At 57.9% G+C, this 14567-nt stretch carries 16 protein-coding genes and 1 tRNA gene; 13 read left to right on the top strand and 4 right to left on the bottom strand.

What is annotated here, in order from left to right:
• Positions 1–179: 179 nt before the first annotated feature.
• Positions 180–272, top strand: a tRNA-Ser gene (locus tag NCR38_RS08475).
• 342 nt (positions 273–614) lie between these two features.
• Positions 615–1130: an outer membrane protein gene (locus NCR38_RS08470; protein WP_250476807.1), complete on the top strand. Its 516-nt coding sequence runs from the start codon at positions 615–617 to the stop codon at positions 1128–1130.
• A 51-nt stretch (positions 1131–1181) separates the two neighbouring features.
• On the opposite strand, the gene NCR38_RS08465 is transcribed toward NCR38_RS08470, so the two are convergent.
• The 3 genes from NCR38_RS08465 to NCR38_RS08455 all read right to left on the bottom strand — a co-directional run bounded on the left by NCR38_RS08465 (position 1182) and on the right by NCR38_RS08455 (position 2622).
• Positions 1182–1940 (bottom strand): M48 family metallopeptidase, encoded by a 759-nt coding sequence (locus tag NCR38_RS08465; protein WP_284503678.1) that lies wholly within the window; start codon positions 1938–1940, stop codon positions 1182–1184.
• A 282-nt stretch (positions 1941–2222) separates the two neighbouring features.
• Positions 2223–2360 carry a hypothetical protein gene (locus tag NCR38_RS08460; RefSeq protein WP_250476806.1) on the bottom strand — a complete coding sequence of 46 codons (138 nt, stop codon included), beginning with the start codon at positions 2358–2360 and terminating at the stop codon, positions 2223–2225.
• 22 nt (positions 2361–2382) lie between these two features.
• Positions 2383–2622, bottom strand: a complete 240-nt coding sequence (locus tag NCR38_RS08455) for a hypothetical protein (RefSeq protein ID WP_250476805.1) — start codon at positions 2620–2622, stop codon at positions 2383–2385.
• Positions 2623–2831: 209 nt separating this feature from the next.
• Between NCR38_RS08455 and NCR38_RS08450 the strand changes: the two genes are divergently transcribed.
• From NCR38_RS08450 to NCR38_RS08440, 3 genes are read left to right on the top strand one after another with little or no spacing between them, the layout of a single operon-like run.
• Positions 2832–3182, top strand: a complete 351-nt coding sequence (locus tag NCR38_RS08450) for a hypothetical protein (protein WP_061119633.1) — start codon at positions 2832–2834, stop codon at positions 3180–3182.
• Positions 3127–3393 (top strand): hypothetical protein, encoded by a 267-nt coding sequence (locus NCR38_RS08445; RefSeq protein WP_250476849.1) that lies wholly within the window; start codon positions 3127–3129, stop codon positions 3391–3393. The genes NCR38_RS08450 and NCR38_RS08445 overlap by 56 nt, the downstream gene beginning before the upstream one ends.
• Before the next feature lie 58 nt (positions 3394–3451).
• Positions 3452–3832: a hypothetical protein gene (locus tag NCR38_RS08440; RefSeq protein WP_250476804.1), complete on the top strand. Its 381-nt coding sequence runs from the start codon at positions 3452–3454 to the stop codon at positions 3830–3832.
• A gap of 86 nt (positions 3833–3918) precedes the next feature.
• Here NCR38_RS08440 and fabI read toward each other — a convergent pair whose 3' ends face one another.
• Positions 3919–4716, bottom strand: a complete 798-nt coding sequence (gene fabI / locus NCR38_RS08435) for an enoyl-ACP reductase FabI (protein WP_061119632.1) — start codon at positions 4714–4716, stop codon at positions 3919–3921.
• Between the two features lie 1152 nt (positions 4717–5868).
• On the opposite strand from fabI, the gene NCR38_RS08430 reads away from it, so the two are divergent.
• The 8 genes from NCR38_RS08430 (at position 5869) to NCR38_RS08395 (ending at position 12641) form a co-directional block, all read left to right on the top strand.
• Positions 5869–6099 (top strand): hypothetical protein, encoded by a 231-nt coding sequence (locus tag NCR38_RS08430; protein WP_250476803.1) that lies wholly within the window; start codon positions 5869–5871, stop codon positions 6097–6099.
• Positions 6100–6729: 630 nt separating this feature from the next.
• The gene (locus tag NCR38_RS08425; protein ID WP_250476802.1) at positions 6730–9522 is read left to right on the top strand and encodes a phage tail length tape measure family protein; all 2793 of its coding nucleotides are present in this window, start codon (positions 6730–6732) and stop codon (positions 9520–9522) included.
• A 734-nt stretch (positions 9523–10256) separates the two neighbouring features.
• On the top strand, positions 10257–10769 hold the full coding sequence (locus NCR38_RS08420; RefSeq protein WP_250476801.1) for a hypothetical protein: 513 nt from the start codon (positions 10257–10259) through the stop codon (positions 10767–10769).
• Positions 10769–11407 (top strand): HK97 family phage prohead protease, encoded by a 639-nt coding sequence (locus NCR38_RS08415; RefSeq protein WP_250476800.1) that lies wholly within the window; start codon positions 10769–10771, stop codon positions 11405–11407. Before NCR38_RS08420 ends, NCR38_RS08415 begins: the two co-directional genes overlap by 1 nt.
• Before the next feature lie 22 nt (positions 11408–11429).
• Positions 11430–11603 (top strand): hypothetical protein, encoded by a 174-nt coding sequence (locus tag NCR38_RS08410; protein WP_250476799.1) that lies wholly within the window; start codon positions 11430–11432, stop codon positions 11601–11603.
• A complete protein-coding gene (locus tag NCR38_RS08405) occupies positions 11600–11902 on the top strand; it encodes a hypothetical protein (RefSeq protein ID WP_250476798.1) in 303 nt (100 codons plus the stop codon). The genes NCR38_RS08410 and NCR38_RS08405 overlap by 4 nt, the downstream gene beginning before the upstream one ends.
• A gap of 176 nt (positions 11903–12078) precedes the next feature.
• Entirely contained in the window at positions 12079–12324 is a 246-nt protein-coding gene (locus NCR38_RS08400; RefSeq protein WP_250476797.1) for a hypothetical protein, read from the top strand.
• A gap of 32 nt (positions 12325–12356) precedes the next feature.
• A complete protein-coding gene (locus tag NCR38_RS08395) occupies positions 12357–12641 on the top strand; it encodes a hypothetical protein (RefSeq protein WP_250476796.1) in 285 nt (94 codons plus the stop codon).
• The last annotated feature ends 1926 nt before the right edge of the window (positions 12642–14567 follow it).

Raw genomic sequence — 14567 nt, 5'->3', positions numbered from 1 at the left:
TGACACGCGTGTGAAGGCTCGCAGGCGTTTCGAGTCATTCACGCCGTTGCGGTTTGCGGACCCGGCGATTCGGTATTGACCGTTTTGAAAAAAATAATCATGCGAATTTGACCCGCGCCTGCGAACACGCTATTATCTCGATCTCGTTGCACTGCACTCCCGGTGCAACGAAAAGTTTGGGAGACGTGGCCGAGAGGTCGAAGGCACTCCCCTGCTAAGGGAGCATCTGGCTAAAAACTGGATCGAGGGTTCGAATCCCTCCGTCTCCGCCAGTTGTCGTAGAAAGGCCCCGCAAGCTTAAAACTTGCGGGGCTTTTTCTTTTTGCGCTGCGATCGGCCTTCGTGGCTCTCCATTATTTCGTCATCCTGCACGAATCGCATGCGACAAGAGACACTCTAGCTTTAGGAAATGTCCGCTTTCTATGGTGACCGTAGGTAACTAACCTCGCGGGTTGCTTGTCCTTGGGCAAGCAAAGTGCAACGTACGCAACGTACGCGTTCGTTGTCCCGATTGACGGTTGTTGCCCAATGCGCAGTCGGCATCAGGCAACACCATTTCAAGGTTGGCCAGTTCAGTCATGGTATCTATCAGGAAGCTCATTGCTCCAGCGCTCATGTCGCTGCTTTGCGCAGCACAGGCGCATTCGGAATCGCTCGATCCGACTCTTCTCAAACTGATGGGCGTACAGGGCCCGCATAGCCAGTTCGCCGGTCCTTATGTCGGCGCCAAGTTCGGTGCCAACTGGTCGGACATCAAGGGTCCGAATCAGAAGACCACGCATACGACGTTATTTCCGGGCCTCGTGGCTGGCGTCAATTACGACGTCGACCGTTTCGTGGTTGGTTTCGAGGGATTCATGGATTTCCACGGCGGCTCGACGACCAAGAAGGACGGTGGCATCGACGTGAGGTTCGGCATGCCGGTCAACGAGAACATCTTGCCGTACGCACGCATCGGCTTCACGGGTACGTGGCCCGATACGCGCCTGCATTACGGCGGCGGCGTCGAATACAAATTCGAAAAGAACTGGAGCGTGGCCGCCGAATACACCGGCGATACGTCGAGCTACCAGGGCGGTCATCGCCGCAACGATAGCCTGACCGTGGGCGTGCACTACTACTTCTTCTGATCGGTTCCTGCCGACACGCGCGTCACCGCGCGCGTTGCGCTCAACTACCCGTTACTTTCCCGACGCGATCCGATCCTGAATATGCTTCGCCCGCGCCGGCGACGACGGATGCGAGTCGAGCATGCTCGATTTGCCGCCATCGATCGATGCGAGCTTCTGGAACGCCGTCACGAGTCCCGCCGGGTTGTATCCCTTCTTCTTCTGCATGTCGAACGAGTAGTCGTCGGCGGCGGATTCCTGCGACTGCGAGAACTGCGCATTCACGAACTTCTCCGACAGGTCGCCGAGCTGCGACGCCGACAGGTTTCCGACGACGCCGCCTGCCGACGACGCCACCGAGCGTGCCGCCGACGTCGCATACGCGACCTGCATCGCCTTCTTGGTGTGGCCGAGCGCGACGTGACCCATTTCGTGGCCGACGACGCCGCGCACTTCGTCGTCGTTCATCAGGTCCATGAGGCCGCTGTAGACGCGCACGCAACCGTTGGCCATCGCCCACGCGTTGACGTCCTTCGTGATGTACACCTTGTAGTTGACGGGCACGCCGTTGATGTTGTCGCCGAGTTGCTTCGAGATCTTGTTCAGGCGCTGCGTGTATTGGCTCGACGCGGGCGCGACCTTGTTCTCGCTGTCGAGTTGCGCGCATGACTTGTCGGAGATCGTGCGCACGTCGGAATCGCTGAGCGACAGTGCCTGCGTCGCCAATTGCCCGGATTGCAACAATTGGTTCGGATCCATGCTGCTCATGCTGCTGCACGACGCAAGGGTGAACACGGCGGATGCCGCCAGCGCGATGCGGAAGATCGTCATAGTTTTACCTTTGGAATGTCATTGTGGTTGTCGTTGCGCGCGGATGCGCGGACGCCGGCGCAATGCTAATGACAGGAGACTTGTAAGCAACACGAAAATTCCGATTTTGCTGGCAGAACGGATGGAAAATCCAGCGCCAAGCGCGAATCAGTCGCGCATGCGAAGCGAATCAATCGTTCGCGCGGTTTCGTGCGATGCGCACGCGCGCGGCAATCGAGCCGATCGGCGATGCGTCGATGGCCTGGGCGGGCGCGCCGGGCAGGGCGTCGGCGAGCAGGGAGGTCAGCGTCTGTCCGGCGGCATCTCGACGAAAACATTCGCGCCGAGCTCGGGGAGCGCAATCGTCGAATCGTGCCAGCGCACCGGATAGCGGAGATTGGCGGCGAGGTATTCCCGGATGGCGTCGGCGCGGCGCAGCACGCGCGCACCGCGATTGCCGACATTACGCGATGCGCGGCGTGTCGATGCGCACCGTGCTCGCCGCTTCGATCAGACGTTCGGCGGCGCTTTCGAGCCGCACGCAATGCGACGGCACGCTCACGCAGAGCCGTTCGGCCTTGCGCGCGCCGCGCGACAGTGCGATCTCGCGGACCTGCGCGAGCGCGGCGTCGCTGCCCGATACGACGATCTGGCGCGGCACGTTCAGATTGCCGATGTAGGCATCGGCGCCGCCGGAGACCAAAGGGCAGGAGCTGCCGAACTGAGTGACGTAAAGCCCGTGCGCGGACTGCGGCCTTCGTGATTCGAAGACCGCTTTTCTATAGACGCGAGCTTACGTTTTCGTAAGTTTTTCTTCGGTAATAGCAGGTTACGAAGTCGAACACTTGAAGCCCCATCCGTCCGATATAGTCCCGTCAACACAACAAACAACCCATCGAGGTGGGGCATCACATGAACAAGGTATCGAAGGCTTCCGTGCTGGCGGGCGCCGTGATGATCGGCGGTCTGATGCTGTCCGGCGCTGCCAATGCAGGCGTATCCGTGGGCGTCAACATCGGGGTGCCCGCGCCCGTGTACGTCGCGCCTGCGCCGGTCTATGCGCCGCCTCCGCCGCCCGTCGTGTACGCGCCGCCTCCGCCGGTCTATGCGCAGCCCACAATCGTGGTCGGCTGGCATGGCGATCGTTACTGGGATGGCCGTCGCTATTGGGATCGAGACGACTACTATCGTCATTACGATCACGGTCATGATCACGGCCACGGTCATGGACACGACAACGGCCGCCACAACGGCTGGCATTGAGCGTCGCCCATTGCAGGCAAACGGCCCCGAAAGCCACCCGTTCTGGCGGGTGGCTTTTTTGTTGCGGCGCTACCTGACCAGGGCAGCTTCGCCGATAAAGCATCAGCCCTCAGGCAATATGCCGCCTCGACGCAATGTAACAAAAGGTAAGCTTTCTCCTGACATTTGGCCGGAGCGCAAAGGAACTTACAAAGCTGAAATATTGCGTTGAAAGCTTTCCGTTATATTTCGGCCAAGCGAACAAGCATAAAAGCGAGGTCGGATTGCAGATGAACAGGAAATTCTCGGGTCGATTCGTGGCGGGTGTGCTGGCGATTGCGGCGGTGAGCGCGACGAGCGCGGCACGCGCCGACGTGCACGTGGGCGTGAACATCGGCATTCCGGCACCGGTTTATGTCGCGCCTACGCCGGTCTATGCGCCGCCTCCGCCGCCGGTCGTCTATCAGCCCGCGCCGATGTATGCGCCGCCGGTTTTCATCGGCTGGCACGGCAATCGGTATTGGGACGGCCGGCGCTACTGGAGCCGCGGCGACTGGGATCGCTATCACGGGCATGGGCGCGGGCCGCATCATGGTCCGCCGCCGGGACACGGTCATGGAAACGGGCACGGTCACGGTCACGGTCACGGCGGTCCGCACGGGCATCGCTGAAGGCCGGGCGCGAATCGGCCGCAGCCAGCAAAAAGCGCCGCTCACGCAAGGTGAGCGGCGCTTTTTTTGATGCAGGGAACAAGCGGTTATTCCGCTTCGCCGCCCATTCCGCCGACGACCGCATGGAACCCGGCATCGACGTGAACGACTTCCGCGCTCACGCCGCCCGACAGATCCGACAGCAGGAACGCCGCGACATTGCCCACTTGCTCGATCGTCACGTTGCGCTTGAGCGGCGCGTTCTCTTCGACGAAGTTCAGGATCTTGCCGAAGCCCTTGATGCCGCTCGCCGCGAGCGTCTTGATCGGGCCGGCCGAAATGGCGTTGACGCGCACGCCCTTGCCGCCGAGCGACGGCGCTGCCGCCATATAACGCACGCTCGCCTCGAGCGATGCCTTCGCGAGACCCATCGTGTTGTAGTTCGGCAGCGCGCGCTCGGCGCCGAGATAGCTCAGCGTGAGCAGCGACGAGCCGTCCTTCAGCATCGGCAGGGCGGCCTTCGCAAGCGCGGGGAAGCTGTATGCGGAGATGTCGTGGGCAACGCGGAAGTTCTCGCGCGTCATGCCGTCGAGAAAGTCTCCCGCGATCGCCTCGCGCGGCGCGAAGCCGATGGAATGCACGAGGCCATCGAGCGTGTCCCAGCGTTCCATAAGCGATGCGAAGAGCCCTTCGATCTGCGCATCGTCGGCGACGTCGCAGGGATAGACCATGTCGCTGCCGAACTCGGTCGCGAATTCGGTGATGCGCTCCTTGAATCGCTCGCCGACATACGTGAACGCCAGTTCCGCGCCTTCGCGCTTGCAGGCCGCGGCAATGCCGTAAGCGATCGAGCGGTTCGACAGCAGGCCTGTCAGCAGAATTCGTTTTCCAGCGAGAAAGCCCATGAATGCTCCTTCTTTGATGTCAGTGTCGCGCGCGGGCGCCGGGGTGAACGAAAGCCGCGGATGCCGCGCGTAGCGTGCGTCGTGCGATCGGCCTGCATCGGGACGCCTGGATGCCGGGCCGAACGGTGCGTGATTTTGGGTAGAACGCCCGCTATCAATAAAATCAATGACTTAGCTACGCCCTCTGTATCGTGTGGACTATCCACATGGGGCGGAAGTGTAGCAGGCCGTTTATTGCTCTTGGGGGACCTTTGGTTCAGCCCGGGCGTAAACGGCATACCGGTCTGCGATTCTCAGAATATAAGTTCGGCCCTGCGCCTTGCCCCAGTAGTAAGTAGCTCGGCCTACCAAAGCCAAGGTGCATAGATACACGAAAGTGAGCGCAAGTAGTTCGCGCCTCACCGGAAGCGGCCACGGTGTCGGGTCCAGGGCCATGAGCGAGTTCAGAAGCCCCAGCGATCCGAGACTTATGGCGGCGGCAATGGCGTTGAAGATTGCCGCCTGTCGGTCCCGTTGTTCATCCCGCCAGATGCGCGCGTATAGCTCGCTGTCCTTTGACGCCCGCATGCCAGTACGCTCCGCAGCGGCGCGCGAACGCTTGGTTCGTTCCCGGACGCTACCGCTTACCTTACTAAGCCCAGCGTACAGCCCTTTCTTTATAAGGTCGCTTAGAACGGCCCAAACTATCAGCGCCGGGACTGCCACTAGCCACCAACGCAAGGAAACAAGATCGTAGATAGTCATTCTTTAGCCGCTCCGCCGAAGTACTCTCCACGGGCAAGTTTCTCTCCGGCCTCCCGCAGCGCGGCATCGTTCTCCGCTATGTATGCCTTGATAGCCCCTCTTACTACGTCCGCCGTGGGCTTGCCCGTGATCGTCTGGAGGAGGGCGAGCTTCTCTAGGTCCGCTACCTCTACCCGCACATTCAACGAGCGGGCGGGGTCTTTCTGTGGTCTACCTCTAGGCATTATTCGTAACCCTCTTTACGTGTAGGCCCGCAGTCTAGCACGAATATCCATAGTCATAACGACGAATATTCCCATAACTTTTCTGTCTAACGGTAACGAATAAACATAGTCGTCTTTACGTTTATCATGCTCCTCATGCGGTCACGGATGGCCGCTCCTACTGACCAAGGACGAGGACGACCAAATGACCACGCTTGTTATCAATACGCCTGACGCTACTCGTAACAACTTCAAAGCCGTGCAGCAAACCCTTAACCGCTACGGATTCGAACTTCACCGTTACCACTCGCAAATCACGGACGGCGGTATGACGCTTGTAGCAGACGTGTTCCGCCCGCAGGGAGAGGAGGAGTCCACGGCCCGCGCTGCACTGGCGGCCATGATCGAGGGGACCACGCTGTACGTGCTGCACTAACTGGACGTCCGCTACGGGAGTAAGCGGGGCGGGTCGAGAGGTCCGCCCCGCTTGCTTCTGCGGACACGTATCTATCAGAGACCTTTTCTAACGGGATATGTCTCTGTCAGAGACGGTCTACGGTCTCCCTGTGAGACTTAAAAGGATGCTACAAAGTTACCACTGCGACAAGGAAGAACGGGGAGCGAGACGGGTATCCAAAGTACTACGATAACTCTTACAAGTTGGGGCCGAGACTAGGAGAGAAGCAAACCTCTTTAAACGCCCCGGTTGGTGCAAGGCCGATAATTAACTGATGCGAAACAGGCCCGGAGCAAGACCGCACGAGGGTTCCGGGTTTGTAAGTGTGCGCTTACAAGTTGGTCAGCAGACTAGGAGAGAAGCACCCCGGCAGTTTCCTTTTGCGTCATACATTCGATCACGATAGACAGGAGTACAAACCATGCAGCACACGAAACACGGCGGCGTAAATGCCGACCGAGTAGTAACTATTCGCCTTTCCTCGGAAACACACCGCGCCCTCCGCATGGTGGCCGCGAGGCAGGATAAAACCGTCTCCAGTCTGCTCCGCGAGCAGGCCCAAGAGATTACGGGCCGTAATGGCCGTCCCACGTACCGCGAGGATTATTAATGGCCGAGAATAGAACAACAGTAAAAGTAACCGCAGACACCAGTGGTTACACCGCCGAATTAGATAGGGCGAGGCGTTCCGCCCAAGCATTCCAGCAAACGCAAGAGCAAGCGGCTAACCGTATTAAGATTGCGCAGCAAGCTATTGCAGAGGCGGCTGCGGCGGGGTCTAACGCATCGGCCCGAGCTATTAACTCGTTCGTTAGCCAGATGGACCGCATGGCGCAGACGGCGGGTAAATCGCAGGCGGAAATCCTGCAAATGAAAGCGGCGCAGTTGGGCGTTACCGACTCGGTATCCAGCTATATCTCCGCGATTCAGCAGGCAAGCGAGAAAACCCACGAGTTTAACCTTAATACCACGGCCTCCCGGCGCGAGCTTATGGTGCTGGCGCACGAGGCCTCCCAAGGCAGTTGGACGCGGTTCGGCGGGTCTATGATGGTCCTTGCGGAAACGATGGACCTAACGCGGCTTATTATGTCCCCGTTGGGCGTAGCGTTTCTGGCGGCGGGCGGGGCGGCTTATGAGTTTCTCAAGACTGTGCATGACGGTTACGTACAAGTTGAGGCATTCAATAAGGCCATTACCGCCACCGGCGGATACGTAGGATTATCCGCTGCACAAATGGCGGAAATGTCTAACGGCCTGCAAACGGGGGCGACTAATCTTAAATCTGTGCGCGAGGCTATGGCGCAGGTCGCGGCCACGGGTGCATTTACCGCCGATAGTATCCAGCTAGCGACGCAAGCCGCTATTGCTATGTCCTCGGATATTGGCATTGGTACGGATAAGGCCGCCGAGAGCTTGGCTAAGATTCAGGATGACGTGCTTAAGTGGGTTGCCGAGTATCAAAAGGCGCACCACGCTTTTAGCGCGGGCCAAATCGAGGAGATTGATAATTTTGTCAAGCTCGGAGATAACGCTAGTGCAGTCAAGGCCATTATGTCGGACTTGGCTAAATCGCACGCTGCGGTAGAGGCAGATGCCAATAAGCACATGGGCGTAGTCGTAGATTGGTGGAACCAGCTTACTTACTCGGTAACTCGGGCCAAGAATGCCATTATGAACGTTGGCGTTCCCGATAGCATCGATAAGCAGGTTGGAGACCAATACGCCAAAGTTGAGGCGGCAGAGCGCAATCTCGCTCAAGCTAAGGCAATGGGTGCAGTGGGTAATCTCTCGTCCGCACAAGAGTTACTCGATAAGGAAAAGGCCCGCTTAGACGTATTGCGCGCGCAGCAAGGCGTTATCAATACGCAGCAGCGAATGAGAGAGGCGGCGGCTAAAAGCGGGGACGCTAAGGTTGCTGTAGATAGTTATCTCCGCTCCGATAAGTACGCCTCCCCGGGCCAGAAACATAGCCTTGAGCTTGACGAGGAGAGGAAGGCGTTTGCTAAGGCTACGGCGGGTCTGGATAAGGGGAGTAGGGATTATCAAGACGCCCTCAAACGCCATTACGATAACGTAGCCAAGATTGACGAGGACTACGCTAAATCCACTCGCAAGCACGGCGGTAATTCGGAGGCGTTCCACGGCGCGCTAACGGCCATGATCGCGGCTAATCAACTTATCGAGGCCGAGGAGAAACGCGCGCAGACTGCACTTAAGGCGCAACGCTCGGCGGGTTTGATTGACGCGGAGGGGTATTTCCAGAGCCTCCACGACTTGCAAGCTAAGGCGGTCGAACAGGAGATTGCGAACGCTCAGAAGCGGGTTGACCTCGCCAAGGCTAAACCGGAATCCAGCGCGTACCAGGAGGCTATCAAGACGCTCAAGGAACTCACCGCGCAGCGCAAGCAGATTGACCAAACGCTTACGGATAACCTCCGGGGCCTCGCGGCGCAGCGATCTAGCGACATTACCAAGTTTGCCGAGCAGCAATCGGCCACTCTGCGGAGGACTCAAGCGGCGCAGCAACAGACGTACGCCACGATGTTCTTAGCGCCGGATGCCAAGGCGCAGGCGGATGCCGCGTATCAACTTCTGGCTAATTTCGAGGCGGAAAAGGATGCCCTGCGGAAACAGTACGACTCTCCCACGGCGGACCAAACGGAGTACCAAGCCAAGCTCGCTATCGCACAGACTTACTACGATGCGTCTTTGACACAACTCCAGGCGGACCAAGCGCGGCAGATGGCTGTACGTCAGAGCTACGCCGATCAAATCCGGCTCTCAATGGTTGGTATTGCGGGCGTTACGCAGACCAATGCGGAGGTAGCGGCGAGTGCGTTCTCTACGGCGTTCTCGGACATGAATACGGCCTTAGAGGAGTTCGTGACTACCGGGAAATTCTCGTTTAGCTCGTTCGCGTCCAGCGTAATGGCAGACCTTGCCAAGATCGCACTCAAGGCGGCGGAGTCGCGCCTCTTTAGTTCCGTACTGGATAGTCCGTTCTTTAGCTCGGGCGGTGCAGTGGGCCATTACGCTACGGGCGGCCATATTACCGGCGCAGGCTCGGGCACGAGCGACTCCATTCCGGCCATGTTGAGTAACGGCGAGTTCGTGGTTAATGCGGCCAGTACGAAGAAATACCGCTCGTTGCTGGAGAGCATTAATGCGGGGCAGGCGCACCATTTCGCTACGGGCGGTGCGGTCGGTTCCGCTCCTGCGGCCTCGGTGGGCGGCGGGTCTCCAGTATCCGTAACCGTGAATAACAACGGCGCAGGCAATATGACCGAGCAGGACGCTAAGGAACTCCACAACGTGGTCATGGCGTGGGTAGACAAGCGGACTGTCCAGAATTTCAGAGGCCAAGGCGGGCTTGCTTGGCAAATGAAATATAACCAGATTTGAGAGGGAGATAACCATTAGCTCAGGGCTTCAGGTCTGGGATGCGTCCGGTAATTTGGTGCTGGACGCCTCCCATCGCGTTATGCGTTTTATTGGGTCCGCCATATTGGACGGGTCTAACGGCAGCAGGTCCGACCCGGACATGGTGGGCGGGGGTTTTGTTAGCTTTCAACCTGATCGAATTATTGGGTACCTTTCAGGCGGAACAATCCACCCGCAGTTCTCTTTCAATAACGGTACCCTGTCGTGGACCTATGCGGCCAAGAACTCGGCGCAATATGACGAGTACGTAACCGGCATTTTGTTCTACGGGGCCTATTAATGATCCTTATAGACTTCACAACTCCTAATACCGGAGCTACGGCTAATGCGCACGTTATCCAGCGCGTAACGCTTGATTATTCCGGAACCACGTGGACTGCGGCCCTTATCGCCTCATACCTCTCCAAAGAGGCATTTAGCGAGGGGCTTTACCCGCTCTATATGCAAGAGATAAAGCTAGACGGCCTCCCGCCTACCGACCAAGACCCGCGTGATTATGTGGAGAGCCTCTTGGTACAGGCGGCCCCGGACGACACGGCTAACGCGGGCAACCGCTGGACCTTTGCAGGCGGCACCCTCGTAGACGCAGAAACCACGGCCTAACAGCCTTATACGTAGGCGGGCCGCCACCTGATCCATTGGCCCTAGCCGGTACTTTCCCGGATCGTTACCCTTAAATCTAGTTAGGAATACAAATGAACATGTTTAAGAAACGCGAAACCGCCACGGTGCAATTCGACATTAACGCGATTGTGGCCGAGGCCCAAGCCCTGCCTAAAGTTGTGCATCGGCCCACCTTTAGGGACGGTGCCGTGTACTCGGACGCCCTTGTTCGTTCGGTAGGTATGTGGGCGTACCAGAACGCCGCCGCGTTGAAGTATCAAGGGGACTCGGTGGAGACGCTCCAGGCCAAGATTGCCGAGATTAGCGCGCAGCGCGGCGAACAGAACCGCATTGCCGCCGAGGCGCGCCTAGCGATTCATAAGGAGGTTGGCGGGTTTGAGGGATTGCACATGGTCCGCCTTGCTGGACTCAGTCCTACGGTTGACCCGGATACGTTCGCGCGCCAGCGGGCAGCGGAGGCGGAGGCGAACCGCTTGGGTACGGAACTTACCGCCATGCAACCGCAACTCCACGCGGCAAACCAGCACGAGGCCGTAAAGCGAGAAGCGGCGGCTATCGTGGCGGCCCTCCTGTCGGTGCTGTAATGCGGGTCCTGAAAGGCTACGCCACGACGTCCGATGTGGACGTGGTGGGCGACATTGTGAAGCCCGGGGGCGTTATGTTTGCCAAGATGCCCCTCCCGCTCCTCGGCGGCCACGATCACAAGCTCCCGATTGGGACTGTGGTATCGGCCAAGGCGGACAGTAAGGGCGTGATGATTACGGCGCACCTGATTCCGCGCGGCGAGAGCCGCACGGCGGACGATTGGGCGGCGGCGGCTAAGTACGGCGCGGCGCAGGCTTTCAGCATCGGGTTCCGTAGCTCGGATACGACGCCCAATAAGCACGGCGGCAAGACCTACGATACGGCGCTCGTGCACGAGGTCTCGCTCGTGGTTGTCCCGGCCAACTCCGCCTGTGTCGCTAAGTATTCGGAGACCCCGGACGAGGCCCCCGCTACGCCTGCAAAGGTCAAGCCACAGGCCGCAAAGCCGAATCCCAAGGCCACGGAGACCGCCAAGGCCCACCGGATCGAGCTTATCAAGCCGCTACTAGGCGACTCGGCCAGCGTTCGCGCAGGGATCAACAGCCATAACAGCAAAGCCCTGTTGCACAACCTCCGCCACGGGTTCATTACGGCAGAGAAGTACGCCCTGCTCGACCCGGTATTTACCCGCTTCTAACCTACCAAACTAAGGATAACTCATGGAATTTATTATTGACGCCCGCATGTCGGAAGAATCCCTTAACACGTTCATTCGCGGCAAAGAGATCGCTAACACGATGCTCCGTAAGGACCTCGCCATTAACGACCGCTTGATTGCACAGGCAAAGATGCTCCTAATTAACAAGGACTTGGAAAATGCGGAGGTTGAATGATTAGCCCAAATAGCAGCGTCCGCTTCCGTTTCCACCCGGACCACTTCAAGGCCCTGCAAGCAGAGGCGGCGGCCAAGGGCATTACGCTGCGTGCTGTGATCCATCGGCGTATCCGGTCCCTTATCCGGGACTGGCCCAACGGGAGCTACGTGCGTACCGAGGCCCGGTCCAAGAAACGCCTTGAAATGGACGTGTCGGAGACGTTGCCCGCTTTGACCCGTATCGCGGAGCAGATTGGTTGCGGCTTGGGAGGCTTGGGGGACGTTATCGCCACGCACGAAACCGGGGGCGCGGCGTGAGCGCGTACGAGATTGGCCGGGGGCGCGTTGTCGCCCTCGCTCTCCGCGTTGGCGTCCCTACGCAGTGGCGAGACCACAAGACGAGCCGAAAGCGCACACGCCCGCTCAATGACCTGCGTGTGAGTATCTTTGAGACCTGCTACGGGCGGAACCTCGGGAATATGAAGGCCAGGACGATGACGGAGCTAGACGACTGGCTAGAGCGGGCCGTGGATTGCCGGGAGGGAAAGCTCGGAGACGCCCTCCGCCGTGCGCAATACGCGCTGTACAAGGGGAACGAGGCCCGGGCCGAGCACAAGCGGATTATTGCCCTCAAGCGGCGCAACCACAAACGGGAGGCCGCCCTTATCGCAGAGACGCGGGAGCAATTCGCCAAGGCCCGGGAGTATCAGCGCAAGCACGAGGCCGAACGTAGCGCCTAGACCTACCATGAGGCTTTCCACGGGAGGCACTCATGAAGCGGCGCAGCAATGACGGCAAGAGCGGCGAGGAGATAGCCCGGGCCTTGGTCCGGGACCTAGAGGAGACGGCGGCAAGAGCCAAGGCGGTAGCGGAGATAGGGCCGCCAAGGCCTATGGAAAGAGAGCGGGCCGAGGCCAAAGCACGGTGGGATAAGGAAATGTCCATGATAGTTGACCGTCTAGCAGATATGGCCACTCTCCAACGTATTCAAAACACCTATATGTCCGATGTTGAACGCCGATTAAGGAGATTAATAGAGTATGGGCAGAAAGAGTAGAGGCGACCGTATTAACGAGGTATTGCGGAATAACCCGGCCTTGCGCCGGGAGGACCCTCGGATTACCCAGTTGCTCGCATCCGAGGACCTCCTCCGTAGAGTGCAAAGGGAGGCCAAGAAAGCACCTGTTACGGTGTCCACGGCCAACGGAGGAAGTAAGCGCAGCGCGGAGTATGTGGCTCTAGATAAGGTTGAGACCACGGTTAGACGCCTTCGTAACGACCTCGGGATTGATCGAATTTCGGTTAAGCGTAATGAGCAGGCCGGGGTTACGGTTAAGCGGCATAAGAACGCGCACCTTATCGTAGCCGCGTGGAATAACGATCCGGCTAAGGTATTAGATAGCTTAGACCTTATGCCCGGATATGCTGCGGGCGTAGCCGCTCATGGTATTACCGTGGACGATGTACCCGAGCAGGCCCGCGAGGCTTTTACGGCCAAGCTAGAGGAGCAGCGTTATCTAGTGGAGAGCATTAGGGGTAACTTGCCGGTCTAGTGCATTAAAGTGCAGCATATTTACGGGCCACTAGTTGCTAACTTGCTGCATATTCGGCGATATAAAGCCTAAAGTTTGACATTTAGCCCTTTCGTCCCGCTTCAAAAAGTTTTATTTCGATATTTGCCGTTATGCTGCGACTGGCCAGTCGGTGTCACGCCGAAATTGCCTAATATTCGAGCACACCCCCGGGTATCTAGGCAGAAATCTATCATTCGAGTAATAGATTGTTGGTATATCACAACAATTCTAAATCATGTTCAATGAATGCAGGTAGGGGGTTGGTGAAAACTTGGCACATATGCCGGTTTTCGTGGGGGTAAATGAACGAGGAGGACCGAGCATCACAAACGAAGAGTTGATTTTCGCGGCCAAGACCATTGTCCTGCCTGCCGCAGAGAAAGCCGAGGCATTGATAGCAACAACTGGCGCAGTCTTGACTGTCAGGACCGATCTCTACATAGAGGACGGTTCTAAATGTTGGGCTACAACGTTGGCTACCCTACTCTGCGATAACCCAGACTTAGCTAACGGTAATCGTCACGCCATGGCCGAGCTTATTACTAAGCAAATGGAATTGGCCGCACCATTCGAACCTACCCGATTATCCAAGCCATTAACAGTAAAGGCCAAGGGCTATGTAGCTCAGACACTAAGCCAACACGGTTATGACTGTTCTACCCTTAAACACGGATTAAGCATACGAGATATAGTGAAAGGGAATTTAAGACTAGGTGCGCCTAGGCCTACCACTGTTGATACTAAGTTCTACGCGGATCATATCGACATTGACGGAGTATCGTTCCAATATCGGCCTAGAGAGCGTACGCCAATGGGCGAGGCCCACCATGATTTTAGTATCCGTGTGGCCGGGGTAGACGTTCCACTCATAGCAGTACTCAAGCTCCGCAACATCGGTTTAGCCGAGTTCCGACTCGCAGACGAGCGAGCCAAGATTGGTGCTACGGATACCGAGGCCTCGAACCGCGAGCAGCTAGACCGGGACTACAGACCACCTCCAGGCCTAAGCAGGTTCTACGATCGACTGCAAGCAGCGACACGCGATGCAGGCCAACAGCGGCAACGAGCACAGGCCAAATACGAGGCTATACTCTCTACATGGGAGCAACCATACAAGCAAGAGGGGAAAGATGGATGCGAACAAGGTGAGCGCACAGATTGACAACCTACGAGACGAGACCGGGCGGCTATTGCAGCGGCCCGCTTGGGTCCCACTCGTACAAGCTGTATTGTTCGTTGCGGTTTTCTTAGGTGTTACTCGGGTCTTAATCGCTATTCTGTAAGATCGCGAGTGCTCGTATTTAGTCAATATATCGGAATGCGTATTGACTCGGCGGCCTCAAATCTGAAGTGCAACACCTGTCTCATATAAGGTGTTGCGATGAACGAAAGAACCCAGTACAAGCAAC

This window comes from Caballeronia sp. INML1, assembly GCF_023631085.1.
GTDB classification, from domain to species: Bacteria; Pseudomonadota; Gammaproteobacteria; order Burkholderiales; family Burkholderiaceae; genus Caballeronia; species Caballeronia turbans.
Note: the sequence above shows the minus strand (reverse complement) of the source record. Positions and strands in the feature narration are given on the sequence as shown.